The following is a 24,719-nucleotide window of genomic DNA, read 5'->3' as shown; positions in this document are numbered from 1 at the left end:
GCGTTTAAAATAATTTGAATTTATATAATTCGAAAAAATAAACGTATGAAATAATAGTGTAATGAATATCTAATTTTGATATAATAATACATAAATATGAGGAGATGGTGTAATGACGATTACGGTGAAAAATTTAAGTAAAAGTTACGGTAGTATTAAAGCATTAGACCTTGACCAACTTACAATTGCTCCCGGGCATGCTTATGGTTTGGTCGGGGCCAACGGGGCTGGTAAAACAACGTTCTTTAAATGCTTAACGAATATTATTACGGATTATTCTGGAGAAATTATATTTGATGGCCATAATCCACGCAAAGAAACTGCCATTTTAACCAAAATGGGAATTGTCCTAGATGACCTTTCTGTTTACAAAGATTATAGTGCCCGATTTAATATTCAATATTTTGCTGGGTTGCGAGGTCATTATGATGCCGTTGCTGCTGAAAAGTTGGCTGACGAGTTGGGACTATTAGCAGCCCTTGATCGCCCAGTTAAGACTTTTTCCTACGGGATGCAAAAGAAATTGGTGTTATTGATTGCACTGATTAATTCTGCAGAAGTTTTAATTTTGGATGAACCATTCCGTGGTTTGGACCAAAAAACGGTTAAGTGGTTTCAGGATTACTTACGAGAGTGGGCGAGTGCGGAACACACATTAATTATTTCCAGTCATGTCCAAACTGACTTGGAAAGTTTATGCGATACAGTTTTCATGATTGACCAGGGTCGCTTAGTTAAAACTGTCGACTTGACTAGCGTGAATGACCAAGCTTTTCGCCTTATTTCCACTGATAATGACGCGCTTTTTGCTGATTTACTTGCTTCAGCAGAAGTTTCTTTTGATAAAACAGCCACTGGGTTTAAAATAGATATTAATTCTGAACAGTGGCAGACCCTATATCCACAGCTCGGCGAACACGCGATTGCGATTACCGCGATGTCCAAAGTTTCGGTGCTAGATCAGCAGGAGGTTAACTAATGAATGCAAGATTGATTTTTAAAATGGAATTATTTAAATATCTGCGTGATAAATTTTATTTGATTGCAGCCTTAGTTTTACTGATCTTAAACATTTTGACAACTGTCCTATTTGTTAATTTTGAGCATCTTTCTTCAGGTCTTTTAGGGACAGCAATTCTCCTGGGGATCATATTACTATTTAGTAATATGATATTCTTGGGAATTATTTATCCCTTCCACTTGCTGGCAATTGATTATAAAAACCGGGTATTAGCTTTGATGGTAGCTTCCGGCGTTAATCGAAGCAAATTGTTCTTTTCAAAAATTGGGGCAACTATCTTGGCAACGGTAGTCATGTCCATTATTTTAACCATTGTGCCAATCGGGACAATTTTCTTTGAGGTTGGTGCTAATGGTGGCTGGGATGAGCTCTTTCAAAATATTGGTGTAATCATGGCACCTGAAATGGTCCCACTTAGTATTTATAGTGTTTTGGGTTATATCGCGGGACTAGTCATGTTAATGACTGCTGTAATTCTTTTAAAAGGAAAAACACTGAGCATTTTACTATACTTTGGGTTTAGCTTCATAGTCAGTATGGTAGTAGCAGGGCCACTTATGAGCAGTTCAGCTTTTGATTCAGGTGCGACAGCAAGTAGTTGGATCAACGTTGGGATTGAGGCGGTTGTCATTTTGGTGTTTGGGTTTATAGCGCTACAAAGTCTCAGGCACCAAAATCTATAATTAATTGGCTATTGACTTAGCGTTGGTGATCGTCCATACTAATCACTAACAGAAATGATCTTTAATTTAGTCCCGTGAGGCTAAGAATGATCTCGGTAGAAAGTATGAGGAGATCTCTTAACCAAAACGGTTGAGAGATCTTTTATTGTGTATCTAACTAAATATAAAGTAACTGAACCATTTAATTGTTTCCTGAGAGAGCAAAACGGTGCAGTAAAGTCTTTGCAGAACTAGGCAAAGAGTCTACCCGCAGACTAAGTGCACTTGATTGATCGGAAAACGATTAACCAAGTGCTTTTTTTGTATAAGAAAGGATGATCGACATGACAACTACTGATCGGAAACAAGCAAACTTAGTGACGATTGATCAAATCGATGCGGATGATGCACTAGCTTTAATTGATGAAGCTCAAGCTTTCAAAGCTGGTAAACAGGTAACCTTAAAAAAGCCGACGTATGCGATGAATTTATTTTTTGAAAACTCAACGCGCACGAAAACAAGCTTTCAAATGGCCGAAATGAAATTAGGAATGCAGGTTTTGAATTTCAATGCGTCAACCAGTTCCGTAACAAAGGGTGAAAGTTTATATGACACCTTAAAAACAGTAGAATCGATCGGCGTTAATGTGGCGGTTGTCCGCCATCCGCAAACTGGTTACTATCAAGATTTACTCAACCATAAAAATCTGAACATAGGATTAGTCAATGCCGGTGATGGCACAGGTCAGCATCCCTCTCAATGCTTACTTGATATGATGACCATTTACGAGCAATTCAATCATTTCAAAGGATTGAAAGTTATGATCATCGGTGATATTCGCCATTCACGAGTTGCCCGTTCGAATGCAGAGATGCTCTGGAAACTGGGTGCCGACGTATATTTCTCCGGTCCAAAAGATTGGGCTGATCCGAAACTAGAGAAGTATGGGCAACATGGCGGTTTTGAGGAACTTTTACCAAAGATGGATGTCATTAATTTATTGCGGGTGCAGCATGAACGGATTAGTGGGGATGCCAATGCCAGTTTTAATGCGGCAACATACCGTCAGCAATTTGGGTTAACGGATGAGCGGGTAAACCAATTAAAGAAAGATGCCATCATCTTGCATCCAGGTCCCGTCAATCGCGGTGTTGAGATTGATGATGATCTGGTTGAAAGTGAACATTCTCGTATCTTTACCCAAATGCAAAACGGTGTGTTTGTGCGGATGGCAATCTTGAGTCGAATGCTTCGTTTCCAGAACTTCTTATAGGAGGTGTCCCAATGTCAATGTTACTTAAAAATGGTCAAGGTTATGTCGATAAGAAATTGCAACAGTTGAACGTGTTAATTGAAGGCGAGCACATCAGTGATCTGCATAGTACCGCCCAAACTGCCGACACGGTCATTGATTTACACCAAGCCTTGGTTACGCCAGGATTAATCGATGTGCACGTTCATTTACGCGAACCAGGATTCACAAACAAAGAAACGATTAAAACCGGAAGCGCGGCTGCAGCCCACGGAGGCTTTACGACAATCGGCGCAATGGCGAATCTAAATCCTACGCCAAACACACCTGAACGTTTCAAAAAGCAACTTGAGTTAAATCAAAAGAGTTCCGTGAAGATAAAGCAATATGCACCGGTAACTCAGGATCGAAAAGGACAAGCTACAGTTGATTTTGCAGCATTGCGAGGTGCAGGGGCGTTTGCGTTTAGTGATGATGGTTCTGGCATTGCAAACAGTCAGGTCATGTGGACGGCCATGCAAAAACTTGCGGCCTTAAACATGGTGCTTTGTGATCATGCCCAAGATATGCAACTTACTAACGGCGGGGTGATCAATGCTGGAGCTACAGCTGAACGATTGAAAATGCCTGGTGTGAATAAGGTCAGTGAAAGTTCGCAAATCGCACGCAACTTAGTTTTAGCGCAGGCTACTGGTGTTCACTACCATGTCTGTCACGTTTCCACAAAAGAAAGCATTGAATTGATTCGGATTGCGAAAAAAGCGAGGGTCAACGTTACCTGCGAAGTTACACCTCATCATTTGTTGTTAGACGACACAATGATTCAAAACGGCGATGCGCAATTCAAAATGAATCCACCGTTGCGAAGTGCCGAAGATCGCATGGCCTGTGTGGCTGGGTTGATGGATGGCACGATCGATCTAATTGCCACAGATCATGCACCCCATACGGATCAAGAAAAACAACAAGGATTGCTGAATTCACCAAATGGGATTGTCGGTTCTGAAACGGCATTTGCCTTACTTTATACAAGATTTGTAAAAACTGGCATTTGGCCATTAAACAAATTGATCGACTGGCTTAGCGAGGCACCTAAACAAGTATTTCAGCTTTCAACTGTGGGGCAACTTAGGGTCGGGGATCTGGCAGATATTGCGGTTTTTGATTTAGCACATCGTGAAAAGATTTCGGCTACTGGTTTTTTATCAAAAGGGCATAATTCACCATTTCTTGGCCAACAAGTTTATGGAAATACGCTTTTCACATTAGTGAACGGTCAAATTGTCTATCGGAGGTATTAAAACATGGCAAAAAGATATTTGGTTTTAGAAGATGGCAGTGTCTATGAGGGAACTGCGTTTGGCGGAGAGCATAGCGGAACTGGCGAACTAGTTTTTAATACCGGTATGACTGGTTATCAAGAGTCGATTACGGACCAGTCCTATAATGGCGAAATTTTGATGTTTACATATCCGCTCATCGGTAATTATGGTGTTAACTTTGATGATAATGAATCGGTCACCCCAACCACTGCAGGAGTGGTGGTCCATGAATTAGCTCGGTTAGCCAGTAACTGGCGAAATCAAATGAGTTTGGACGAATTTTTGAGACAACATGACATTCCCGGAATTTCTGGATTGGACACGCGGGCAATCACCAAAAAAATCCGCGCACGTGGGACGATGAAGTCCGTACTAGTTAATTCTAAGAAGGAAGCTCAATCAGTTTTAGAACAAGGAATGCAAGTTTCTCCAAAGAGTCTGGTGATGGAAAGTACCACCAAAAATGGTTATCCGAATCCCAATACTGGCAAGCGGATTGTGGTTGTTGATTTTGGATTAAAACATAGTATTTTAAGGGAACTTTCAAAACGAAAATGTAATGTGGTTGTCTTGCCTGCAACCGCAACGGCAGCGCAAATTTTGAATTATAAACCTGATGGTGTTCTTTTGAGCAATGGGCCTGGTGATCCAAAAGATGTGCAAGGGGCAGCCACAATGATTCGAACGGTTGAACGGACGGTACCCTTATTCGGAATTTGTCTTGGACATCAACTGTTTGCCTTAGCTAATGGGGCGGATACGTTTAAGATGAAATTTGGTCACCGAGGTTTTAATCATCCTGTTCGTGAAATTGCGACGAACTGAATTGATTTTACCGCACAAAATCATGGTTATGCCGTGGACGCATCTTCAGTGGCAGACACTGATTTACTGGTGACTCATGAAGAAATTAACGATGACACCATTGAGGGGCTACGTCATAAAAAATATCCGGCATTTTCGGTTCAGTTTCATCCTGACGCGGCGCCAGGGCCTCATGATTCAAGCCATTTGTTTGATGAATTTTTAGAATCTATTACAAGCTACCAACGCCAAAAAAGGATAGACATCCGTGGTTGAAGATAAGATTTTGCGAATGCAAAATTGTCATTGATTATGAAAAGGAGCTAGTCCGACTAGCCGCTTTAGCGGTGTAGCGAGGATAGACATCCGTAGTTGAAGATAAGATTTTGCGAATGCAAAATTGTTATTGATTATGAAAAGGAGCTAGTCCGACTAGCCGCTTTAGCGGTGTAGCGAGGATAGACATCCGTAGTTGAGGATAAGATTTTGCATCTGCAAAATCACCATTGATTATGAAAAGGAGCTGGTCAGAATGCCTAAACGTCAAGATATTCATAAAATATTAGTTATTGGGTCGGGTCCAATCATTATTAGTCAAGCTGCCGAATTTGATTATTCTGGTACTCAAGCTTGTTTAGCACTTAAAGAAGAGGGATATGAAGTAATCTTGGTAAACTCCAATCCCGCCACAATCATGACGGATCCAGAGATTGCTGATCGCGTGTACGTAGAGCCTTTAACGTTGGAATTTGTGAGTGGGGTCATTCGCAAAGAACGTCCAGATGCAATTTTACCAACGGTCGGAGGCCAAACTGGGCTTAACATGGCAAAACAATTGGATGAAGCCGGTGTGCTAAAAGACTTCAAGATTGAATTGTTGGGAACTAGTTTAAAATCGATTAACCAGGCCGAGGATCGTGAACAATTCAAGGAATTAATGGCAAAACTAGGAGAACCGGTACCTGAATCAAAGACAGTTTCAACTGTTGAAGAAGCAGAAGCATTTACGAAAGCAATTGGGTTTCCCGTTATTATTCGACCGGCCTATACGCTGGGCGGTACCGGTGGGGGGATTGCCCACGATGCGCAACAACTCGCCGATATTGCGGAAAACGGATTAGACTTGTCACCAATTACACAAGTTTTGATTGAAAGAAGTATTGCCGGATATAAAGAAATTGAATTTGAAGTGATGCGTGACCACAACGATAATACAATGGTCGTGTGCTCAATGGAAAACTTTGATCCAGTGGGTATTCATACGGGCGACTCGATTGTATACGCGCCCGTCCAAACCCTGTCGGATCGGGAATATCAAATGTTAAGGGATGTTTCCTTGCGGTTGATTTCAGCACTTAAGATCGAAGGTGGCTGTAATGTCCAATTAGCACTGGATCCGGATAGTTTCCACTATGACATTATCGAAGTAAATCCACGGGTAAGCCGTTCTTCCGCATTGGCCTCAAAAGCAACCGGTTATCCCATTGCAAAACTCGCTGCCAAAATTGCCGTTGGGCTAACTTTGGACGAAATCAAAAATCCAATTACCCAAATTTCTTATGCAATGTTTGAGCCTGCTTTAGATTACGTAGTCTGCAAGATTCCGCGTTGGCCATTTGATAAATTTAATCACGCGGATCGCTTACTGGGTACACAAATGAAGGCCACCGGAGAAGTGATGGCGATTGGGCGTAACATCGAAGAAGCCACGCAAAAAGCAGTGCGTTCTTTAGAAATCGGAACCCATTCCCTGAGTTTGCCAGAATTAAAATTCATAACTGATCAAGAGTTAACGGATCGTTTGGTTCATGCGCGAGATGATCGCTTGTTTTGTATTTTTGAAGCTTTAAAACGAGGATGGACGACTGATGAAATTCATGAATTTACCAAAATTGATTATTTCTACTTGGATAAATTAGTGCACATTCTTGAAATTAAAACGCAATTACTTCAAAGCCCGAATGACACAGCCATTTTAAAGATAGCCAAAGAAAATGGGTATACGGATGAAGAGATTGGTGTTGCCTGGCAAAAATCCGGTGATGAAATTCGTCAGCTACGACAGGCTAATCACATTTGGCCAGTTTATAAAATGGTCAATACCTGTGCAGCCGAGTTTGACTCACAAACTCCTTATTTTTACAGTACGTATGAAACTGAAAATGAAAGTGTCAGAGATGAGAAACCATCCGTTTTGGTGCTTGGCGCGGGTCCCATTCGAATTGGACAAGGCATTGAATTTGATTATGCCACCGTTCATTGTGTGCAAACCTTAAAAGAGGCCGGTTATGAAGCGATTATTATGAATAATAATCCGGAAACAGTTTCGACTGATTTCTCCATTTCGGATAAATTGTATTTTGAGCCGCTGACTTTAGAGGACGTGTTAAATGTGATTGACTTGGAGCAGCCAGTTGGTGTTATTGTTCAATTTGGAGGCCAAACCGCAATTAATTTAGCGCAACCATTATCAGACCATGGCGTCAAAATCTTAGGCACAGCGGTCAAAGATGTTAACCGAGCAGAAGATCGTGATGAATTTGATAAAATTATTCAAGCACTGAAGATCCCGCAACCATACGGAGATACAGCCACTACCAATGAAGAAGCACTAACGGTTGGCGAAAAGGTGGGGTATCCAATGCTGGTGCGCCCAAGTTATGTGTTAGGTGGTCGGGCCATGGAAATTGTTCATAACACGCAGGAGCTGAAACATTATATGCACGCCGCCATTAAAGTTTCGCACGATCATCCCGTTTTGTTAGATCGGTATGTAACTGGTCGCGAGTGTGAAGTTGATGCGATCTGTGATGGTGATACGGTTGTTATTCCTGGAATTATGGAGCATATTGAACGCGCCGGAATTCACTCCGGAGATTCGATGGCGGTTTATCCACCCCAAATTTTCTCACAATCAGTCAAAAATCAGATTGAGAGTGAAACGATCAAGTTAGCGCATGCCTTGAAGTGCTACGGGCTGATGAATGTGCAATTTGTCATTCATAATGAAGAGGCATACGTGATTGAAGTGAATCCACGCGCAAGCCGCACAGTGCCGTTTTTAAGTAAAACGACAAAAATACCGATGACCCAATTAGCCACTCAAGTTATTATGGATCAAAAGTTGGTCGATTTAGGGTATCAAAACGGTTTACAGCCGGAATCAAAATTAGTACATGTTAAATCGCCAATCTTCTCGTTTAGTAAGTTGAATGATGTTGATAGTTTACTGGGACCGGAAATGAAATCAACTGGTGAAGTGATGGGCACGGATACGACGTTTGCGAAGGCTCTTTATAAAGCCTTCGAAGGGAGCGGGTTGCATCTGCCAGCTCATGGAAACATCTTGATGACCGTAAGTGATGAGGAAAAACCGGAAGCTGGCAAGTTAGCCAAACAATTATCGCAATTAGGGTTTAATTTGTATGCGACTGGTGGGACCGCTAATTATTTACAAGACCAAGGGATCTTTGTGGAACAGAAGGTAAGTAAACTAAGTGATGATGCCTGTGAAATTACGGATTTACTGGCGAATCAAACGATTCAATTGGTCGTCACCACCATTGATGACAACTCGAGTTCCGTCAATGATGGTGCGAAGATTCGTGCGCTGGCAGTGAGTCATGGCATCTTAGTTTTTACATCACTGGACACGTTAGCGGCAGTGGTCACCATGCTAATGAGCCAGACTTATGAAGTTACTGCAATCTAAAAAATGGAGGAATTATCTATGACAATCGCTCAAGAAGTTGCCCAATCGTTGCTTGAAATTAAGGCTGTTGCACTAAGACCAAATGATCCGTTTACATGGGCTAGTGGGATGAAGAGCCCCATTTATTGTGACAATCGATTAACCATCTCATATCCAGAAGTTCGAAACTTGATTTGTAAAGGACTGGCTCAGTTAATTCAAAAAAATTACCCCGAGGCTGAAGTAATTGCGGGGACAGCAACGGCTGGGATTCCGCATGCAGCATGGGTCGCAGATAAGTTGAATCTGCCGTTGATTTACGTCCGTTCTAAGCCAAAGGATCATGGACAAGGCAAGCAGGTTGAAGGTGTTTTAAAGCCTGGTCAAAAAGTTGTAGTGATTGATGATTTAATCTCAACGGGCCAAAGTGTGTTGGGAGCGGTCAAAGCCGTTCAAAATGCAGACGCCAAAGTGGTAGGCGTGGCCGGAATCTTTAGTTATCAGCTTCCAAGTGCCACTAAAAATTTTGCAGATGCGCGAATTGAATTTGATACGGTGACCAATTATTCTATTCTAATTGAAGAAGTTAAAAAACAAAATTATGTTAATGACCAAGAATTAGCTATTTTAAAGAAATGGCGTAGTTAAATAAAAGTAAAAAGAATGAAGCCAAGGATAATATCAAAATTATTATCTTGGCTTCATTCTTTTTTAGTTAATGCTAATTGCACGGGTAATTTGTTCTTCAATAAGATTTAAATCATGATTTAAATCTGTCGTAATTTTTGGAGCATATTTTTGTTGCAAAAGATAAATTATCATTTGTCCAAGAATCGTTCTGATAATCGTTAAAGAATCCAACTCCGGTCGAATCTGTTTTTTAAGTGGATTCTGCATGAATGCTGCTCCGGATATTTTAGGAGCAGAGGCAGTAATAAGTTGCATAAATAAATCCCGAACCTTTTTATTAGTTAGAAATTCAGAAAAAATGATTATAAAGGCATCCATATTCACAGAAACGAAATGATAACGATCTCTTATAAAGAAGTGAATCAGATCTTTGACGGTCGTAAATTTATTTAAAGAATTCAAGAAATCTTTTTGGTAAATGGGAAGCAAGTTCTTGATGATGGGTTGAATAATTGCCAATAATAAGTCTTCCTTCGTTTTGAAGTATTTAAAAATGGTGGCTTGACTAGTTCCGGCTTTTGTAGCTATTTGAGCTGTTGAGGTTCCGTTAAAGCCATACTGCGAAAACAAATCAAGGCCTGCAAGCAAAACGGATCGCTTTCCTTTGGGAATTTTTTGTTCAGCAAGCCATTCGCGATAATTTAAAAATATATTGTTATCCATTTTGAGAGTCCTCCATATATATAGATTACTATACTTTATGATAACGGCGTAAACCAATAATATTTAATAAAGTTAAAACGATCAAGAATCCAAAAAGTATGTCAATGTTTGATCCGAGCGCTGTAATGTGGGTACCACGCATAACAATATCTGAGACGGCATCACCAGAATATTTTATGGGCATAACATAGGAAATACCTTTTACCCAATCCGCCATTGTATCTAACGGAATAATTCCCGAAAAGAAAATTTGAGGAATAATTAAAACAGGAATAAATTGCATCATTTGGAATTCAGAATTGGCAAAAGTAGAAATCAAGATTCCGAAAGCCAGCGCTACTAACGCCAAAATTAAATTGATAAAGACTACGCTACCTAAATTTCCTATGACTTGAAGACCAAGTACCCAAACCGTATACAGCACTATAGTGATAGTTTGAATGGTTGCTAGAATACCATAACTTAACATATAACCAAACACGATTTCTGATCGTTTGACCGGAGTTGCCAACAGGCGATCCAAGGTGCCACTGGTGCGTTCTTTTAATAATGCCATGCCAGAAATTAGAAAGACAAAGAAGAAAACGAAGAAGCTCATTAAAATCGGAATGATTTTAGTGAAGAAACCGGTATCTGAATTCCCGTATACATATTTATTTAACACTTGAGGAGATGAAACATGTTTAACTGACGTCTCTTTTTGTGGTTGATTGGGTAATTTTGTAGATTCATTGATTGATTTTTGCTTATTAGCTTTAGCAGTTTGTACCTGCAATTTTGCCAAGGCAGAAGAAGTTGTCACAAGTTGTTTTTGTACTTTTTTTAGTGCAGTGGTTGAAGTCAGTAAATTGTTTTTAAGATCATTCATATTACTTTCAGTTAAGGCACTTTTAAAAGCCATTTTAACAGCAATTGTTTTGCTAGAATCGGTATTTGCATGCGTTAATGTATACTTATTATGCGCCTTTTGAATAATTGCATCTAGTTTGTTTTGTTTTAAGTCTTTTTTTGCTGAAGCATAATCTGCGTATTTTTGAACGTTAACATGTTTAATCTTATTGAGATCAGAATTTACACTTTTCGAAACTGAAACTGTGCCAATTGAGACTGTTGTGGAAGAATTGCTTGAAAACACGACATTCATCAAAGTTAGGACTAAAATTGGTGCCAAAAACATCAACGCTAAAGTTCGTTTATCTCGGAAAAGCTCTTTTAAAACGCGGTTCATAATTGTAATTGTTCTCATTTTTCTACACCTTCTGCTTTCAAAAATACATCTTCAATTGTGTTGACCTGGTATTGTTGTTTTAATTTTTTTGGAGTGTCAAAAGCCATAATTTTTCCATCCAGGATTAGTGCCACATTATCAACTAGCTCAGCTTCATCCATGACATGGGTTGTGATTAAAATGGCACGACCTTCATTTCTTATTTTCGCTAATTCTCGCCAAATTTGACGACGAAGGGCTGGATCGATACCCACAGTTGGTTCATCTAGAATTAATAATTTGGGATTACCTAGTAGCGCAATTGCCAGTGAAAGGCGACGCATCATACCACCAGAATATCCACTGACTCGTTTATTTAAGTCTTGAGACAAATCCACGACACGAATGACATGTTCAATTTCATTTTGAATCTCTGTTTTATTAAGGCCTTTCATTCTTCCATAAAAAGCTAAGTTTTCTTTAGCAGTTAATGAGTCATAAAGCGCATCAGTTTGAGCCATATAGCCAATTTTAGAAAGCAATTGTCGGTTAGGCATTGTTTTACCAAACACGGTTGCGGAACCACCATCAGCAACTTCCATTCCAAGCGTAGTTTTAATAATTGTTGATTTTCCAGCACCTGATGGGCCAATCAAGCCAACTATTTCGCCTGGTTTAACAGCGAGTGTTACATCTTTTAAAACAGTTTGCGAACTAAATTTTTTCATTAAGTGTGTTAATGAAATTATTGCTTCTTTCATAAAAAAATAATCTCCTCTAATGTTTTTTTAGATAAGTGAGTAATCACTCACTTATCTAATTTGATTATAAACACTTAAACTTGGATGCCAAGAGGTCTATTTTATGACTACATTTAAATTTTTTATATTGCGACATTTAGAGGAAATCCGTTTCATAAGTTTCTTCTATTCATGTGTAAAAACACTTATACTATGGGTAATTAGTATGAGGACTTAATTAGCCGGAATATTATTTAAAGAAAAGAAACTTATCGATCTAAGAATTAGGAGGAAATTTTATGAATGATTACGCTGAAATTAGTCAATTAGTGGCCAGAGAACGTTTATACCGAGTACGGCACGTTAAGGAATTAGCAGATTGCTACTACCCAGATTCGACGGTGGCAACTAGTTGGCAGGCTGGTAGTTTAGACAGCTTTTTACATGGGGAACCTGCGGAAGTTGATCCTAAGTTTTCAATTTTCGGTAGTATTAGTACTCCTGTTGTGCATCAAAACGGCACTCGAGCTTATGTGGAATTACCTACAACGACCCCATATGCGGATGATTGTCAAAGGTGTTTTAATGGAAATTGAATCTTACCGTCGTTTGATCTATCGGGTGGAAAAACGCGATCAAGATTGGAAGATTGCAAGTATGATTTCAATCAACGAAAGTGATAATTTACGGCCAGTCGTGCCAGGGACAACTTTAAAAATTGATCCTAAAGAACTTGAAGGATTACGTCCTTCATATCAATTTTTGGCTTATGTTCGTCAGGCTGCTGGTGGAAAAATCAGTTCCGATTTACTGGGGATTGATCGTCCGGATGATGTTGCCAAGGTCTATGCGAAAGCAGAGGATTGGCTCACTACTAAAAAGTAAGAAGCCGTTTTCAAACAATGTTGGACAAAAATAAAACCCAGTAGTAGAATTAATTGAGAAATATCGAGTTAATGTAAGAGGTATTAAAACCCCAGGGCAAAGCAACCGGATTCAGGTTACTTTGGCTGGGGATTTTTTTATGGAAGGAGGAAACAATTATGGATATGGATGAATTATTCGCGCATGCGCCAATTCCAAAGGTGTATATGAAGATCGCCTTGCCAGTGGTGTTAGGCATGGTTACTAGTATGATTTACAATTTAGCTGACACATTTTTTGTGGCACAAACTGGTAATGCAGACTTAGTTGCTGGCATTGCATTAGGAACCCCATTATTTTCATTTATGCTGGCAATCGGCGATATCTTTGGGTTAGGTGGGAGCGCAGCAATTTCACGGCTTTTGGGTAAAAAGAAACATGACGAAAGTGCCCGCCTTAGTAGTTTTTGTTTTTACAGTTCCATTGTATTCAGCTTATTTTTAACGGTTTTAATGTTGGTGTTTGAACGGCCAATTTTGGGAGTAATGGGGGTGACTTCACAAACTTATCAATATGCGGCCGATTTTTACCGCATGTTGGCAATGGGGGCAGTCTTTATTATTGTGTCTTTGGTACCCGGTAATATTATTCGGACGGAAGGGTTAGCCACCAAATCAATGATTGCAACGATTTCAGGAACGGTGTTGACAATTATCCTAGATCCAATTTTTCTGTTTAGTTTTCACTGGGGAGCCATTGGCGTTGGTTTGGCAAATGTAATTGGCTATATGTTGAATACTTCTTTGTTGGTTTATTTCATGATTAAAGATTCTCAGGTACTCTCTTTATCCCTTAAAAAGGTGCACGTTTCGAAGACTGCCATGCGTGATGTTTTAAGTATTGGAATTCCAGCTTCGTTGACAAATTTTATGCAAAGCTTCGGAGTCATGATGTTAAATAATTATTTGGCTCCCTATGGGGCGACGGCGATTGCATCAATGGGGATCGTGTTAAAAATATACATGGTCGTGATGTTGATTATGGTTGGTTTTGCCTTTGGTGCACAGCCGTTGATTGGTTATAATTATGGTTCTGGAGATAAACAGCGATTCAAAGATATTGTGAGATTTGATTTTATGGTTGAAGTTGTATACGCCTTAATCTGTGCAGTGATTTTAATGATTTTTGCACCACAAATAATGGCATTATTCATGCGTAACGCTGCTGTTATTTCCATGGGTACCATCATGTTACGGTGGCTTTTGATAACAGCCCCATTCATTGGTGCAATCCTTGTGTTTACGACAATTTTTCAATCCGCTGGCAAAGCACTTGGAGCTTTAGTTATGGCAATTTCTCGGCAAGGTGTGATTTTTGCGATTGCAATTATAATTTTGTCGGCCGTGTTTGGCTTTCAGGGTGTTATCGTGGCTCAACCGGTGGCAGATGTTCTAACCTTCTTGATTGGATTTTGGTTGTATAAGCAGCTGTTGGCTTAAACACTCTGAAAACTGAATCAGTTGCCAGAGTGTGGTTAAATAAGTTACACTTGCTTACATAAAATAAGGAGCGTGATCAAGTTGATTTCAATAAATAGCCAGGATTTAGCAGCTAAAGAAGCCTACAAACTTATTAGTGGCAGCGTGATTCCCCGTCCGATTGCGTGGATCACAACCTATAATCGGGATAAAAGTGTGATTAATCTGGCACCGTTCAGCTTTTTTAGTGGTGTTGCTGGCAAGGAACCGCTTGTTTCCGTTTCAATTTTACGGAAGGAAGATGGCAGCATAAAAGATACTGCCCGTAATTTGATCGATACCAAAGAAGCGGTTGTTCACGTTGTTTCGGAAGGGCTCGTGCATAAAATGAATCAGACTGCGGCCAGTTTGGATGCCAAGGAAACCGAGTTGGCAGACACTAATTTAGAAACAGTTGAAAGTAAACTTGTGGCAGTTCCGGGGTTGCAGGCTGCTAAGGTTCGTTTTGAAGTCCAAGTTTATCAATACGTGCCTATTAAAGATGCTCATGATCAGATCATTACCGATATGTTTATTTTGAAAGTTGTTGAGATGTATTTTGACGAGACAATTTTGAATCAAGAAAAGAATTATATCGATGCGAAGGCTTTAAAGCCGGTTGCTAGATTAGCTGGTCCCCAATACGCAAATCTTGGAAAAACTTATCGAATTACACGACCAAAGTAAAATTGAGACAAAGCTTAGGTAAGATGTTTTGAAAGATTAATAAAATGAAATTAAACTCGTATTCACTCAGAAACAGAATTCTGATTGGGTACGAGTATTTTTGTACGCCGTTTGTAAAATTAAGTTAGAAAAAAACAAAAAAGCCATTTGTGGTAAGCTTTCATTCTACGCTAATAAAATAGAAAGTGATGACCACAAATGACCTACAAACATCTTAGCACAACTGAACTCACAACTATATATGCATTCTGGAAAAATGGTGAAAAAGCTTATAAAGTATCTCAGCACCTTAGGCGCTCAAAACAAACAATTTATCATGTTTATCACGCTTTAGAAGATGGCCTAAGCGTTGTTGATTATCAGGAACGCTACATCAAAAACAAGGCCAAATGTGGGCGCAAACGTATTATTTTGCCCGTTGACGAGACTGACTACATTAACGAACGCATAAAAAGATGGTTGGACGCCTGACACGATCATCGGTCGTTCAGAACACCAGATTAGCTGTAATGCTCGAACACTTTACAGAATGTTCAAACGTGGTTATTTTGATGTCCATCAGTTACCAATGAAAAATACAGCATTTGCTGATTGGCAAGGAATTTCCAACAAACACGATATTAGTACGTACTTTGCTCAAGTTGGTACACCTAATCAGCGAGGACTTAACGAAAATAATAATGGGCTTCTTCGAAAAGAGGGCCTTGAAAAGTTGTTAGATTTTTGTGATTAATCTGACGAATTTGTTCAACAAATCAGTACAAGAAGAAATCATATCTCACGTAAGTCTTTAGGCTATAAAACGCCTATTAAAATTTTTATGAAACATATCACAGATGAGGTATTAACTTCTTTCTAACTTAATTTAACAATTTGGGAAGATAATAGCGATGGTACTTTAAACGTTTAAATAACTTACGTATTAAAATAGAATTGTTTTTTGAGGTTAAGTGATATACAATTAAAGCGTTTTGAAGGTAGTATGAAATCATGGACACGATTTAGTATAATTCCATAATAGGAAGGATTGTGTTTTTATGACCAAGAAAAAGTACTCAGTAGATTTTAGAAAAATGATTGTCAAGCTGTACCAGGATGGCGCCCCGGTAGCTGATCTTACAGACGAATATGGTGTATCAAATGTAACTATTTACAAATGGATTAATCTATATAAAGAAGACAAAGGAAGTGGAATTTCCAAATCAGATGTTTTAGCGTTGCAAAAACGTTTGAAACAGCTAGAAAGTGAGAATGACATCTTAAAAAAAGCCTTAACCATATTCGCCAAAAAGTAAACCCAGATGACTGGCAGACAGCCGTTGATATTAATTTGAAGCACCATAGTATCAAAGAAACCTGTAAAGTACTCTCAGTTCCACGCTCAACTTACTATGAACATCAGCAGAATCATGTATCGCCACAAGCCAAGCGTCGTAAGACACTTAGCCAGTCGATTAAACGCATTTACTTTAATTCTAGACGTATCTACGGGGCACCTAAAATTCTAAAAGCGTTACAAAAAGAAGGTAAGACTGCCAGTATTAAGCTAGTTCAACGATTAATGCGCCAAATGGGGTTAAAATCAATCACGCGCAAGAAGTGGCATTATCAACAAACTAATGATATTGATGCGACTGATTATTCAAATATACTCGCGCAAGATTTTCGTACAACCAGTCCAAATCAAAAGTGGTGTGCAGACATAACTTATATTCACACCAAAGCCAATGGCTGGTGTTATTTATCAAGCATTCAGGATTTATATTCACGTAAAATCATTGCCCATAAAATCAGCCGTCATATGACTGCTGATCTTGTGATCAGCACTTTTCAACAAGCCTTTGAAACTAGAAAGACGACTAATAACTTAATTGTGCATACCGATCTGGGTAGCCAGTACCGCAGTGCTGGCTTTGAACAGATCTTAGCGCAACACCATATTCGCCATTCTTATAGCAAGCGTGGCTGTCCCTATGACAATTCATGTTTGGAATCATTTCACGCCAGTTTGAAAAAAGAAGAGGTTTACCAACACCATTATCAGGATTTTGAAGAAGCAAATGCTGCAATATTCAGCTACATTGAGAGCTTTTATAACAGTGCTCGAATTCACAGTAGCATTGATTATTTAACTCCAAATGAAAAGGAAAAATTAGTCGCTTAAATTATACATAAAATGTGTCCAGATTCTTGACCTAAATCCATTTTAACAAAATAAAATATGGGGGGATTTTTTATGAGAAAGCTAGTAATTAAAATTATTGTAGCTTCAATTTTGTTGTCGTTTGGAGGATCAATTACATATGCTGAGGCTGCAACAACCGGTGCAGAACAGTTACAGGGGGGGAATGAGAAACAATTTTTGTCGCAGTCAGAAGTTGAAAAAGTAGACAAATTTGTGGTAGTAAAAGATAATCAATTTATTCTTAATACATCGATGGTTACGCCAGATCTGAGAGACATTATCGAAACACAAATTTCTACCACTAACGATACTATCCGAAAAAATGGATACACTATTAATCCAGAAACAAAAGAAATTAACGAGAATACACACACTCCTCAAATTATGGCACGATCAGCTTCTGTTAAGGGACTAAGTCACAAATGGTTCTGGTGGGGAGAAAGAGTTTATTTTAAAACAAATGCAGCAGTGAATTATATTGTGAATAGGTTTTATAGTCATGCTGAAACTCTTACTGGACTTGGAATTGTAAGTACTGTGTTGTCTTCTGGAGTTGCGACCGCCGTTGCAGGATCAGGAGCACTATATTTTCAGCATGTAGCCCGGCGACTAAATGCTTATAATAATTCACACCGCAAGAAACATATTTACATGGATATGAATTATCAAGGTGGCGTATCTTTTCACACCTTCTAAGGAGGTAAATAAGATATGAATATTGAAACAATCGTAAGTGTTGGGTTACCCGTACTTTTGATTATCAGTAGTTTTATTCCTGGAAAATATAAAAAATGGGTTTTTCTTAAATTTGGCATGTATAGATATATTATCATCGTTCCCGTGTTTGGCATCGTTTTGGCAATGTTCTGGATGGATTTACGTGCGCTCTTTCCTATGGTGATGATTTTTTCGCTGCTTGCACTTTTTTGGGATTGGCGTACGTTGAAAAGAATGAAAGGCTAATTAATAAGGTCTAAAATAGTGGTTATCAATAAAATAATAATGAATCTATACTATCACATTCGAAGTAAAGACCTTTTTTAACGGTTATATTGATCAAAATGTCACGTATGCAAGATTTTAAGAATGAATTATATTTAAAAAGTTATTAAACAAAAAACTCAGCAAACCTAAATTCACAATAGGTTTGCTGAGTTTTTATGTGCATTTAATTTAAATGGGCGGTTACCCATGCCTTAGCACTGACTAATTCAGGTTCGTTAATGTTGTGTGATTGCTCATGTTCAAAAATGGAAATATCAGCATGTGCTGTATCAAGAGTTTGCATCAGTTCATCGAAGTTTGTTTTAGAGACGATCGGATCCTGTGCACCATGTGATGCCCACAAACTAACGTTAGAAAGATCGGGTAGTGTCGTGACTTGGGTCAACACCATCGGATGAAATAACACGGCCTTCTTGAAAAGAGGGTGTTTTGCTAACCAAGCATACGCGGCCACATTGGCACCATTGGAGTAACCAACCACAATCATTTTTTCCTGGTTGAGATGATACTGTTCAGAGTAGGTGTCGATAGCTTCCAACAACCAATCGGTTTCAGAATCTAAACTTTCTAGATCAAAACCGCCATCTTCAGTATGGTTGAAATAACGGGTTTGTCCGTTTTCAATCAAGTGTCCGCGAATCCCTAATTGCGGACTAGATGGGGAAAGATAACTGGCAATTTTTGAGAGATCCTCTTCATCACCACCGGTACCATGAAGCATCAGAATAGGGGCGACAGCAGGGTCTCCTGATTTGAAGAAAACATGGGCTTGTTCGTTAGCCATTGTTAATCCTCCGTTTTTTGTTCCGTATTAAAATCTACAAGGTGTCCTTCAATATCTTCACGTTGATCTTCCAAGAAAGGTGGTAATTCCAAATGAACGCCAGCTTCTTCATAAGTTTCATCTAGTAAGAATCCAGGGCCATCGGTAGCAATTTCAAAGAGTACGCCACGACCAGGACGGAAGTATTCTGACTTGAAGTAGAATCGATCCACTAACCCAGATTGGGCAAGGCGTGCTCCTTGAATCCGTTTGATCCACCAATTCAGACTTTCGGCATCCTCAGTTCGAAACGCCATGTGATGCACAGTTCCGAAACCTTGGAATTGATCTGGTAGCACAACGCTTGTTTCTGTGACAATTTGGGCGCCATGGCCGCTGTCGTGTAATTCATAAAGAGTTTTGCCATCTTCAGTATCCAATTTTGTGAAGCCCATCACTTCAGTTAAGACCTTATTTAATTGTTCGGGATAGTCAACCGTGACAAAGGAAGGTCCTAAGCCGCTGATGGCGTATTCTGCAGGTACGGGACTGTGACGATATGGATCGCCAGCCGGAACCCCATGATTAATTTCATCTGATACAAGTTGATATTGCTGATCGTCAAAATCATAGAAATAAAGGTACTTGGCTCCAAAACGCGTTTTAATTTCTTTGTGACGAACATCAAATTCGTCAAAGCGGTCTTGCCACCAGTCAAGGGCCTTGTCATTTGGAACACGGAATCCAATCCGAGTAATACCGTTTTTTCCTTGTTTACCCTTTGGAATACCAGGAAAATCAAAGAATGTCAAATCTGTTCCGGCTTTTCCCATATCATCTGTAAAGTATAAATGATAGGTACGAACGTCGTCTTGATTAACCGTTTTTTTGATTAGATGTAACCCAAGAATCTCGGTCATAAATTTAAAGATCTTTGGTGAGCTAGAAGTAATCGCGGTGATGTGGTGAAGTCCCAGTAAATTTGTATTCATAATGATTGCCTCCCTTGGCTAGTGCTTTTATATTTGTTGAGCATAGTATACCAGCTTACAAAAAGTAAGTAAACTATATTTTACTTTTTTTGCCTTATTTTTTGATTTGTATAAAAAAACGCGCCAACCACCGGTGAGGGGGATTAGCGTGTTGTCCGTGATGGAGAGATTAATCATCAACGACGGTGAACTGTTGTTGAACGTGTTTAGGTGTTTCTAACTCATCAACTAAAGCTGCGGCAAAATTACCAAATGAAACTTGAGATTTGCCATTTTTATCGGTCATAATTTCGTTAGTTCCAAGGCGATACTTAGTCTTATCACCAGCAATAAAGTCACTTTGTGGGGTCATAACAGTCCATTTCACATTATCAATCCATTGTAGAAATTGTAGTTCATGAACTTGTTGCAGGGGAGTATCGATCCAAGGTTGTCCAGCAAATGTTTTTAAAATGTCGTTGATCTGGATCGTACCATCAGCTTTGATTAAGGAACTTGCTCCAGAGATGAATAATAAGTGGGTATGCTCATCCTCACGGAAGAAGCTAACTAGTTTTGTTGCAAGATCCAAGTTTAGATAGGCTGGTTGGATCGCAGATGCGTTAACAATCGCATCAAAACCGCTCAGGTCCGCTTTGGTAAGTGAGAGGGCGTCTTTTTCGATGACCTTTATATCATCACCAAGCATTTTTTTAGCCTTAGCTGCATTCCGAACAATGGCCGTGACTTCATGACCACGATCCTGTGCTTCATTAAAAACAACGTTACCAAAGTTACCGGTGGCACCAATAATTCCAATTTTCATAATAGTTCTCCTTATAAGTTTGATATCTCAGTCACAATCGGAAACTCGTTATAATTATATTGATTGATGAATATCAAGATTTTATGATAAACTTAGTTATTAAGTTTAACAAGAATTATAAACTTAGTGACTAAGTTTAGCAAGCCATTCAGCTCGAATTGGAGAAAATAATGAAAAAAAGAATTTTAAATGAAGAACGTGTTGTGGAGGCTGCTACCGAACTTGCAGCAAAAAGCGGTTTTGAAACAGTTACTTTAAGTCGGGTTGCGAAACGTCTAGATATTCAGCCTCAATCCATGTATCGCTATACAAAAAATACCGAAGACCTGCGAGCTAAGGTTTTTGCGAAAAGCATGCAAGAATTGGTGGACCAGCTTTATCAATCTTTAATTGGATTAAGTGGAGCAGCGGCACTTATCCAATTAACATACACTGTGGCATTTGATAAATATAGTGATGTCATTCCCCATGATTTTGCGGCGGTATCCAAGTATTTAAAGTACGTAGATGTCGCGACACAATATCACCGCTTATATGACATGTTACCTTTATACCTGGGACAACTTACGCGTGATGCTGAGACGATTCGGCGTGGGACCGCATTGCTTTCTGACTTCATGCTCGGAGAATCAGTCAATTCGCATGATAATGATGGAAATAGTATTGAAGTGAGACAGGCTGATTTTAAAAAGAGCGTAGCACAAATCTTGATGATGTTAGAAGAATCATAAACAAAGGAGATTAAGAGCTGTCAAAGCAGGAGATGGCTCACTACATAATATGGCAAAAATGTTTTTAGATGCGCAATTTAAAATTGATAAACGCAAACAACAAACGGAATCAAAATTAATTCAAACACTCAAGCAAAAATGGCAAGAGGGCATCGGTTTTGATCAAATTGAAATCAAAGCATTATGTGAAAGTGCAGGAGTTTCAAGAGCGACATTTTACCGACATCATCAAGGAATTGAAGATGTTGTGATGGTTCAGTTTCTAATGGCCATTTCTGAATTTGAACAGAAGATAGATGCGTTAAATCGGGTGAATTTTGAGAACGGCAGTATCACAGTTATTGATGTGATATATGCAAATCTAGATTTGATTAAAATGGTTAAATGGAGTCATATGCAAGCTAAGATTCAGGATTTATTTGGCGGAACAGCGTTGAAAATCCTAATTTCACGTGATTATTCAAAAGAAGCTAAGAATTTTATTAGTGAATATTTGGGTACGGCAATCTTCAATTTTGCGCAACAAATTGCTGACGCAAAAGAACCCATGCCCAAAGCAGAGGCCTTGCGATTGTATCGATTACTATTACCCAACAGGTTGTGAGACATAGGCCCCTTATTTGTTTTATTACACTGGTTATTAAATTCTAAAAATGTGTTAGGATATTTTTGAAAGAATTTTGATTTTAAAAATGGAGGATTTTTAAAGATGGCTGATAACGAAGAAGTATTAACTTTAATTACCGGGGCCGATAAGGGCGTTGGTTTTGAAACGGCTAAGGAACTCGGACAAAAAGGTCAACACATTTTGCTGGGTTCACGCAATATTGAACGTGGAGAAAAAGCAGTAAAAAAGTTGACTGATCTGGGCGTTAAAGCTGATCTCATTCAACTTGATGTGACTGATCAAGAGAGTATCAAAAAAGCAGCAGACAAAATTCAGGCTGAATATGGTCGGTTAAATGTTTTAATTAATAATGCGGGAATGACCAATGATGCCCATCAAAAAGCTTCAGAAATCTCAACAGCAACAATTCGTGAAGAGTTCGATGTTAACTTCTTTGGCTTAATTGATACTACGCAAGCAATGGTGCCACTATTGAAAAAATCTACCTGGGCTAAGATTATTAATCTTTCAAGCAACATGGGCTCTTTGGGATTGGCTAGTGATCCGCAGTCCCGTTTTTATCAAGTTAGTTCAGTCGGTTATCAATCTTCTAAGGCAGCCGTAAACTTTGTAACAATTGACCTCAGCAAAGAATTAAAAGAATTTGGAATCACCGTGAATTCTGTTAATCCTGGTTGGACGGCTACGGGATTTGGTGGTCGTTCAATTGATAGCCCTAAGATACCGGGGATGCAAGATGTTGAAGAAGGGGCAGCTCGCGTTGTTAAACTTGCCTCTGACCCAGATGATAAAACTACCGGTACCTTTACTGAAAACGAAGGAACTTTACCCTGGTAGCTTTGAAGTAGCAATAGCTTATCAAACATGTTTCGATGCTGAAAGATGTTTGATGGCTATTTTTTTAGTTTAGATTTATTATGAAAAGACAAACAATTCTGAAAAGAGGCAACCTAAATGTTTCAAGAGATTCAACCACATATTTTAGATATTCAATATCTGCCTAAAGAAATTACTCCGTTGGATTACGTGGTAATTTTAAATAAAAATAAAATTCTAATGCGGGATGTCGACGGTGTTGCTCAGGTACCGACATTTCAGAAAATACAAGAAAACTATGGCAAAGAGTTCACGCAGGCAGACTACTTGTTATCAATTGAAGGCCGCAGCTTCTTCTTTTTTGATATAGAACTCAAAGAGAAAACCGATTTTAGGTTCCAAAATTTGAATGTGTTGAGAACACTGCAACCCAAATGGTTAGCTTTTGCCACCGCCACAGCAGCCCATTTGGCAAATTGGTATTTACAAACTCGTTTTTGTGGGCATTGTGGGCATCGCTTAGTTAAAGGAACCAATGAGAGAAAGTTAGTTTGTCCATCATGTCACGCAGAAATCTTTCCGAGAATTTCGCCAGCCATTATTGTGGGTGTAAAGAAAAACGACCAATTGTTATTAACTAAATATGCTGTTGGCTATAAACGATACGCGCTAATCGCAGGATTCGTTGAAGTTGGGGAGACCCTTGAAGACACGATCAGACGAGAAGTTTTTGAAGAAACAGGGTTACAAGTTAATCACATTCAATACTATAAAAGTCAGCCGTGGGCATTTTCCCAATCTGTTTTAATGGGATTTTTTGCCGATAATGTGGGTCCGGATGCTTATACAACCGAAGAATACCATTCTGATGAAGCAGAATTGGCAATGGCAAAGTGGTTCGATCGTGATAAGCTTCCGCAAGATGATACAACCCTTAGCTTGACGAAAACGATGATTGAAGCGTTTCGTAAGGGTGAAATTAAGTAATAGTTAAAGCTAATGAGAAAAACATTCCCTTAATTGCTGGACTTAAACCAGAGTCTAAGTGCTAACATGGAATATGAGGTGATATGATGACTGAATTGGAAAAGTTAGAGGCTGGCGAGGAATATTATTTTTTAGACAGTGAGGTAGCTAAGCGAAAGGCACGTGCTGCTCATCTATGCGAGGAGTTTAACCAAATTTCTGCAAATAATCCCGAAGCGCAAACTAAAAAATTAAAGAAATTTTTGGCTCAACTGGTAAGCGAGTGTCAGTCCAAGCAAATTTTAATTGTGACAATGGCAAAAATATTCATGTGGGTGAAGATTTTCTAAGTAATTATAATTTAACGATTTTGGATATTGCACCGGTCACGATGGGTCATAACGTGATGATTGGACCAAATGTAGATATTTACACGGTTAATCATCCCATGACTCCAGAAGGGCGCCGTAAATATTTGGCCCAGGCTTCACCAGTCACAATTGGTAATGATGTGTGGATCGGTGGCAAAGTGTCCATTATGCCGGGGGTGACAATCGGCAATAACGTGGTGATTGCTGCCGGAGCAGTCGTTACGAAAGATATTTCAGATAACACATTAGTTGGTGGTGTACCGGCCCGTAAAATTAAGTCTTTATAGATAGAAAAGTAGCAAACTCCAGATTTGAGTTTGCTACTTTTTTTGCAAA

The 24,719-nt window shown here is 39.1% G+C and carries 24 protein-coding genes and 3 pseudogenes; 21 read left to right on the top strand and 6 right to left on the bottom strand.

Features of this window, described 5'->3' with window-relative positions; genetic code table 11:
* The first annotated feature begins 112 nt into the window (after positions 1-112).
* The 7 genes and pseudogenes from PI20285_RS04885 (at position 113) to pyrE (ending at position 9,401) form a co-directional block, all read left to right on the top strand.
* Entirely contained in the window at positions 113-979 is an 867-nt protein-coding gene (locus PI20285_RS04885) for an ABC transporter ATP-binding protein (RefSeq protein ID WP_057774789.1), read from the top strand.
* The gene (locus tag PI20285_RS04880; RefSeq protein ID WP_057774785.1) at positions 979-1,704 is read left to right on the top strand and encodes an ABC transporter permease; all 726 of its coding nucleotides are present in this window, start codon (positions 979-981) and stop codon (positions 1,702-1,704) included. Before PI20285_RS04885 ends, PI20285_RS04880 begins: the two co-directional genes overlap by 1 nt.
* 323 nt (positions 1,705-2,027) lie before the next feature.
* Complete coding sequence (locus PI20285_RS04875; protein WP_082623313.1) at positions 2,028-2,957, top strand: aspartate carbamoyltransferase catalytic subunit; 930 nt, start codon at positions 2,028-2,030, stop codon at positions 2,955-2,957.
* A gap of 11 nt (positions 2,958-2,968) precedes the next feature.
* The gene (locus tag PI20285_RS04870; RefSeq protein WP_057774780.1) at positions 2,969-4,237 is read left to right on the top strand and encodes a dihydroorotase; all 1,269 of its coding nucleotides are present in this window, start codon (positions 2,969-2,971) and stop codon (positions 4,235-4,237) included.
* A gap of 3 nt (positions 4,238-4,240) precedes the next feature.
* Positions 4,241-5,338: pseudogene (locus PI20285_RS04865) on the top strand (carbamoyl phosphate synthase small subunit).
* A gap of 256 nt (positions 5,339-5,594) precedes the next feature.
* Positions 5,595-8,774, top strand: a complete 3,180-nt coding sequence (gene carB / locus PI20285_RS04860; RefSeq protein ID WP_057774777.1) for a carbamoyl-phosphate synthase large subunit — start codon at positions 5,595-5,597, stop codon at positions 8,772-8,774.
* Between the two features lie 18 nt (positions 8,775-8,792).
* Complete coding sequence (pyrE, locus tag PI20285_RS04855) at positions 8,793-9,401, top strand: orotate phosphoribosyltransferase (RefSeq protein WP_057774775.1); 609 nt, start codon at positions 8,793-8,795, stop codon at positions 9,399-9,401.
* Positions 9,402-9,464: 63 nt separating this feature from the next.
* On the opposite strand, the gene PI20285_RS04850 is transcribed toward pyrE, so the two are convergent.
* Genes PI20285_RS04850 through PI20285_RS04840 form a run of 3 tightly spaced genes read right to left on the bottom strand, consistent with a single transcriptional unit; the run spans position 9,465 to position 12,074 of the window.
* Positions 9,465-10,106, bottom strand: coding sequence for a TetR/AcrR family transcriptional regulator (locus PI20285_RS04850; RefSeq protein WP_057774771.1), 642 nt, complete (start codon positions 10,104-10,106; stop codon positions 9,465-9,467).
* Between the two features lie 28 nt (positions 10,107-10,134).
* Complete coding sequence (locus PI20285_RS04845) at positions 10,135-11,352, bottom strand: ABC transporter permease (RefSeq protein ID WP_057774768.1); 1,218 nt, start codon at positions 11,350-11,352, stop codon at positions 10,135-10,137.
* Positions 11,349-12,074: an ABC transporter ATP-binding protein gene (locus PI20285_RS04840; RefSeq protein ID WP_057774766.1), complete on the bottom strand. Its 726-nt coding sequence runs from the start codon at positions 12,072-12,074 to the stop codon at positions 11,349-11,351. Before PI20285_RS04840 ends, PI20285_RS04845 begins: the two co-directional genes overlap by 4 nt.
* 278 nt (positions 12,075-12,352) lie before the next feature.
* Between PI20285_RS04840 and PI20285_RS11830 the strand changes: the two genes are divergently transcribed.
* The 9 genes and pseudogenes from PI20285_RS11830 (at position 12,353) to PI20285_RS04795 (ending at position 18,269) form a co-directional block, all read left to right on the top strand.
* Complete coding sequence (locus tag PI20285_RS11830; protein WP_057774763.1) at positions 12,353-12,649, top strand: hypothetical protein; 297 nt, start codon at positions 12,353-12,355, stop codon at positions 12,647-12,649.
* Entirely contained in the window at positions 12,639-12,938 is a 300-nt protein-coding gene (locus tag PI20285_RS11825; protein ID WP_231908622.1) for a hypothetical protein, read from the top strand. The genes PI20285_RS11830 and PI20285_RS11825 overlap by 11 nt, the downstream gene beginning before the upstream one ends.
* Before the next feature lie 164 nt (positions 12,939-13,102).
* The gene (locus PI20285_RS04825; protein ID WP_057774797.1) at positions 13,103-14,416 is read left to right on the top strand and encodes an MATE family efflux transporter; all 1,314 of its coding nucleotides are present in this window, start codon (positions 13,103-13,105) and stop codon (positions 14,414-14,416) included.
* Positions 14,417-14,497: 81 nt separating this feature from the next.
* A complete protein-coding gene (locus PI20285_RS04820) occupies positions 14,498-15,121 on the top strand; it encodes a flavin reductase family protein (RefSeq protein WP_057774758.1) in 624 nt (207 codons plus the stop codon).
* Between the two features lie 198 nt (positions 15,122-15,319).
* A pseudogene (locus tag PI20285_RS04815) lies at positions 15,320-15,980 on the top strand (transposase).
* Positions 15,981-16,158: 178 nt separating this feature from the next.
* Positions 16,159-16,416 carry a transposase gene (locus tag PI20285_RS04810; RefSeq protein WP_017866964.1) on the top strand — a complete coding sequence of 86 codons (258 nt, stop codon included), beginning with the start codon at positions 16,159-16,161 and terminating at the stop codon, positions 16,414-16,416.
* Positions 16,401-17,285 (top strand): IS3 family transposase, encoded by an 885-nt coding sequence (locus PI20285_RS04805; RefSeq protein WP_105782191.1) that lies wholly within the window; start codon positions 16,401-16,403, stop codon positions 17,283-17,285. The genes PI20285_RS04810 and PI20285_RS04805 overlap by 16 nt, the downstream gene beginning before the upstream one ends.
* Positions 17,286-17,357: 72 nt before the next feature.
* Positions 17,358-18,002 carry a hypothetical protein gene (locus tag PI20285_RS04800; protein ID WP_057775539.1) on the top strand — a complete coding sequence of 215 codons (645 nt, stop codon included), beginning with the start codon at positions 17,358-17,360 and terminating at the stop codon, positions 18,000-18,002.
* 15 nt (positions 18,003-18,017) lie between these two features.
* Positions 18,018-18,269: a hypothetical protein gene (locus PI20285_RS04795; protein ID WP_057775541.1), complete on the top strand. Its 252-nt coding sequence runs from the start codon at positions 18,018-18,020 to the stop codon at positions 18,267-18,269.
* A gap of 205 nt (positions 18,270-18,474) precedes the next feature.
* Here PI20285_RS04795 and PI20285_RS04790 read toward each other — a convergent pair whose 3' ends face one another.
* The 3 genes from PI20285_RS04790 to PI20285_RS04780 form a co-directional block, all read right to left on the bottom strand.
* A complete protein-coding gene (locus PI20285_RS04790) occupies positions 18,475-19,095 on the bottom strand; it encodes an alpha/beta hydrolase (protein WP_057775543.1) in 621 nt (206 codons plus the stop codon).
* 2 nt (positions 19,096-19,097) lie between these two features.
* Complete coding sequence (locus PI20285_RS04785; RefSeq protein ID WP_057775544.1) at positions 19,098-20,066, bottom strand: ring-cleaving dioxygenase; 969 nt, start codon at positions 20,064-20,066, stop codon at positions 19,098-19,100.
* Positions 20,067-20,235: 169 nt separating this feature from the next.
* Positions 20,236-20,871, bottom strand: a complete 636-nt coding sequence (locus PI20285_RS04780) for an NAD(P)-dependent oxidoreductase (RefSeq protein WP_057775546.1) — start codon at positions 20,869-20,871, stop codon at positions 20,236-20,238.
* Positions 20,872-21,041: 170 nt separating this feature from the next.
* On the opposite strand from PI20285_RS04780, the gene PI20285_RS04775 reads away from it, so the two are divergent.
* The 5 genes and pseudogenes from PI20285_RS04775 (at position 21,042) to PI20285_RS04755 (ending at position 24,670) form a co-directional block, all read left to right on the top strand.
* Positions 21,042-21,602: a TetR/AcrR family transcriptional regulator gene (locus PI20285_RS04775; RefSeq protein ID WP_057771976.1), complete on the top strand. Its 561-nt coding sequence runs from the start codon at positions 21,042-21,044 to the stop codon at positions 21,600-21,602.
* 49 nt (positions 21,603-21,651) lie between these two features.
* Positions 21,652-22,206, top strand: coding sequence for a TetR/AcrR family transcriptional regulator (locus PI20285_RS04770; RefSeq protein ID WP_057771978.1), 555 nt, complete (start codon positions 21,652-21,654; stop codon positions 22,204-22,206).
* 105 nt (positions 22,207-22,311) lie between these two features.
* Positions 22,312-23,067, top strand: coding sequence for an SDR family oxidoreductase (locus PI20285_RS04765; protein ID WP_057771980.1), 756 nt, complete (start codon positions 22,312-22,314; stop codon positions 23,065-23,067).
* Positions 23,068-23,184: 117 nt separating this feature from the next.
* The gene (gene nudC / locus PI20285_RS04760; protein ID WP_057771982.1) at positions 23,185-24,033 is read left to right on the top strand and encodes an NAD(+) diphosphatase; all 849 of its coding nucleotides are present in this window, start codon (positions 23,185-23,187) and stop codon (positions 24,031-24,033) included.
* 86 nt (positions 24,034-24,119) lie between these two features.
* Positions 24,120-24,670, top strand: a pseudogene (locus PI20285_RS04755) (sugar O-acetyltransferase).
* Positions 24,671-24,719: the final 49 nt, after the last annotated feature.

Source organism: Pediococcus inopinatus (genome assembly GCF_002982135.1).
GTDB classification, from domain to species: domain Bacteria; phylum Bacillota; class Bacilli; order Lactobacillales; family Lactobacillaceae; genus Pediococcus; species Pediococcus inopinatus.
The sequence above is the reverse complement of the archived record's forward strand: the minus strand, read 5'-3'. Positions and strand labels throughout refer to the sequence as shown.

Bases quoted from the DNA above. Each gene is read 5' to 3' on its own strand.
- PI20285_RS04885 (WP_057774789.1), top strand. From the start codon at position 113: ATGACGATTACGGTGAAAAATTTAAGTAAAAGTTACGGTAGTATTAAA.
- PI20285_RS04880 (WP_057774785.1), top strand. From the start codon at position 979: ATGAATGCAAGATTGATTTTTAAAATGGAATTATTTAAATATCTGCGT.
- PI20285_RS04875 (WP_082623313.1), top strand. From the start codon at position 2,028: ATGACAACTACTGATCGGAAACAAGCAAACTTAGTGACGATTGATCAA.
- PI20285_RS04870 (WP_057774780.1), top strand. From the start codon at position 2,969: ATGTCAATGTTACTTAAAAATGGTCAAGGTTATGTCGATAAGAAATTG.
- carB (WP_057774777.1), top strand. From the start codon at position 5,595: ATGCCTAAACGTCAAGATATTCATAAAATATTAGTTATTGGGTCGGGT.
- pyrE (WP_057774775.1), top strand. From the start codon at position 8,793: ATGACAATCGCTCAAGAAGTTGCCCAATCGTTGCTTGAAATTAAGGCT.
- PI20285_RS04850 (WP_057774771.1), bottom strand. From the start codon at position 10,106: ATGGATAACAATATATTTTTAAATTATCGCGAATGGCTTGCTGAACAA.
- PI20285_RS04845 (WP_057774768.1), bottom strand. From the start codon at position 11,352: ATGAGAACAATTACAATTATGAACCGCGTTTTAAAAGAGCTTTTCCGA.
- PI20285_RS04840 (WP_057774766.1), bottom strand. From the start codon at position 12,074: ATGAAAGAAGCAATAATTTCATTAACACACTTAATGAAAAAATTTAGT.
- PI20285_RS11830 (WP_057774763.1), top strand. From the start codon at position 12,353: ATGAATGATTACGCTGAAATTAGTCAATTAGTGGCCAGAGAACGTTTA.
- PI20285_RS11825 (WP_231908622.1), top strand. From the start codon at position 12,639: ATGGAAATTGAATCTTACCGTCGTTTGATCTATCGGGTGGAAAAACGC.
- PI20285_RS04825 (WP_057774797.1), top strand. From the start codon at position 13,103: ATGGATGAATTATTCGCGCATGCGCCAATTCCAAAGGTGTATATGAAG.
- PI20285_RS04810 (WP_017866964.1), top strand. From the start codon at position 16,159: ATGACCAAGAAAAAGTACTCAGTAGATTTTAGAAAAATGATTGTCAAG.
- PI20285_RS04800 (WP_057775539.1), top strand. From the start codon at position 17,358: ATGAGAAAGCTAGTAATTAAAATTATTGTAGCTTCAATTTTGTTGTCG.
- PI20285_RS04795 (WP_057775541.1), top strand. From the start codon at position 18,018: ATGAATATTGAAACAATCGTAAGTGTTGGGTTACCCGTACTTTTGATT.
- PI20285_RS04790 (WP_057775543.1), bottom strand. From the start codon at position 19,095: ATGGCTAACGAACAAGCCCATGTTTTCTTCAAATCAGGAGACCCTGCT.
- PI20285_RS04785 (WP_057775544.1), bottom strand. From the start codon at position 20,066: ATGAATACAAATTTACTGGGACTTCACCACATCACCGCGATTACTTCT.
- PI20285_RS04780 (WP_057775546.1), bottom strand. From the start codon at position 20,871: ATGAAAATTGGAATTATTGGTGCCACCGGTAACTTTGGTAACGTTGTT.
- PI20285_RS04775 (WP_057771976.1), top strand. From the start codon at position 21,042: ATGAAAAAAAGAATTTTAAATGAAGAACGTGTTGTGGAGGCTGCTACC.
- PI20285_RS04770 (WP_057771978.1), top strand. From the start codon at position 21,652: ATGGCAAAAATGTTTTTAGATGCGCAATTTAAAATTGATAAACGCAAA.
- PI20285_RS04765 (WP_057771980.1), top strand. From the start codon at position 22,312: ATGGCTGATAACGAAGAAGTATTAACTTTAATTACCGGGGCCGATAAG.
- nudC (WP_057771982.1), top strand. From the start codon at position 23,185: ATGTTTCAAGAGATTCAACCACATATTTTAGATATTCAATATCTGCCT.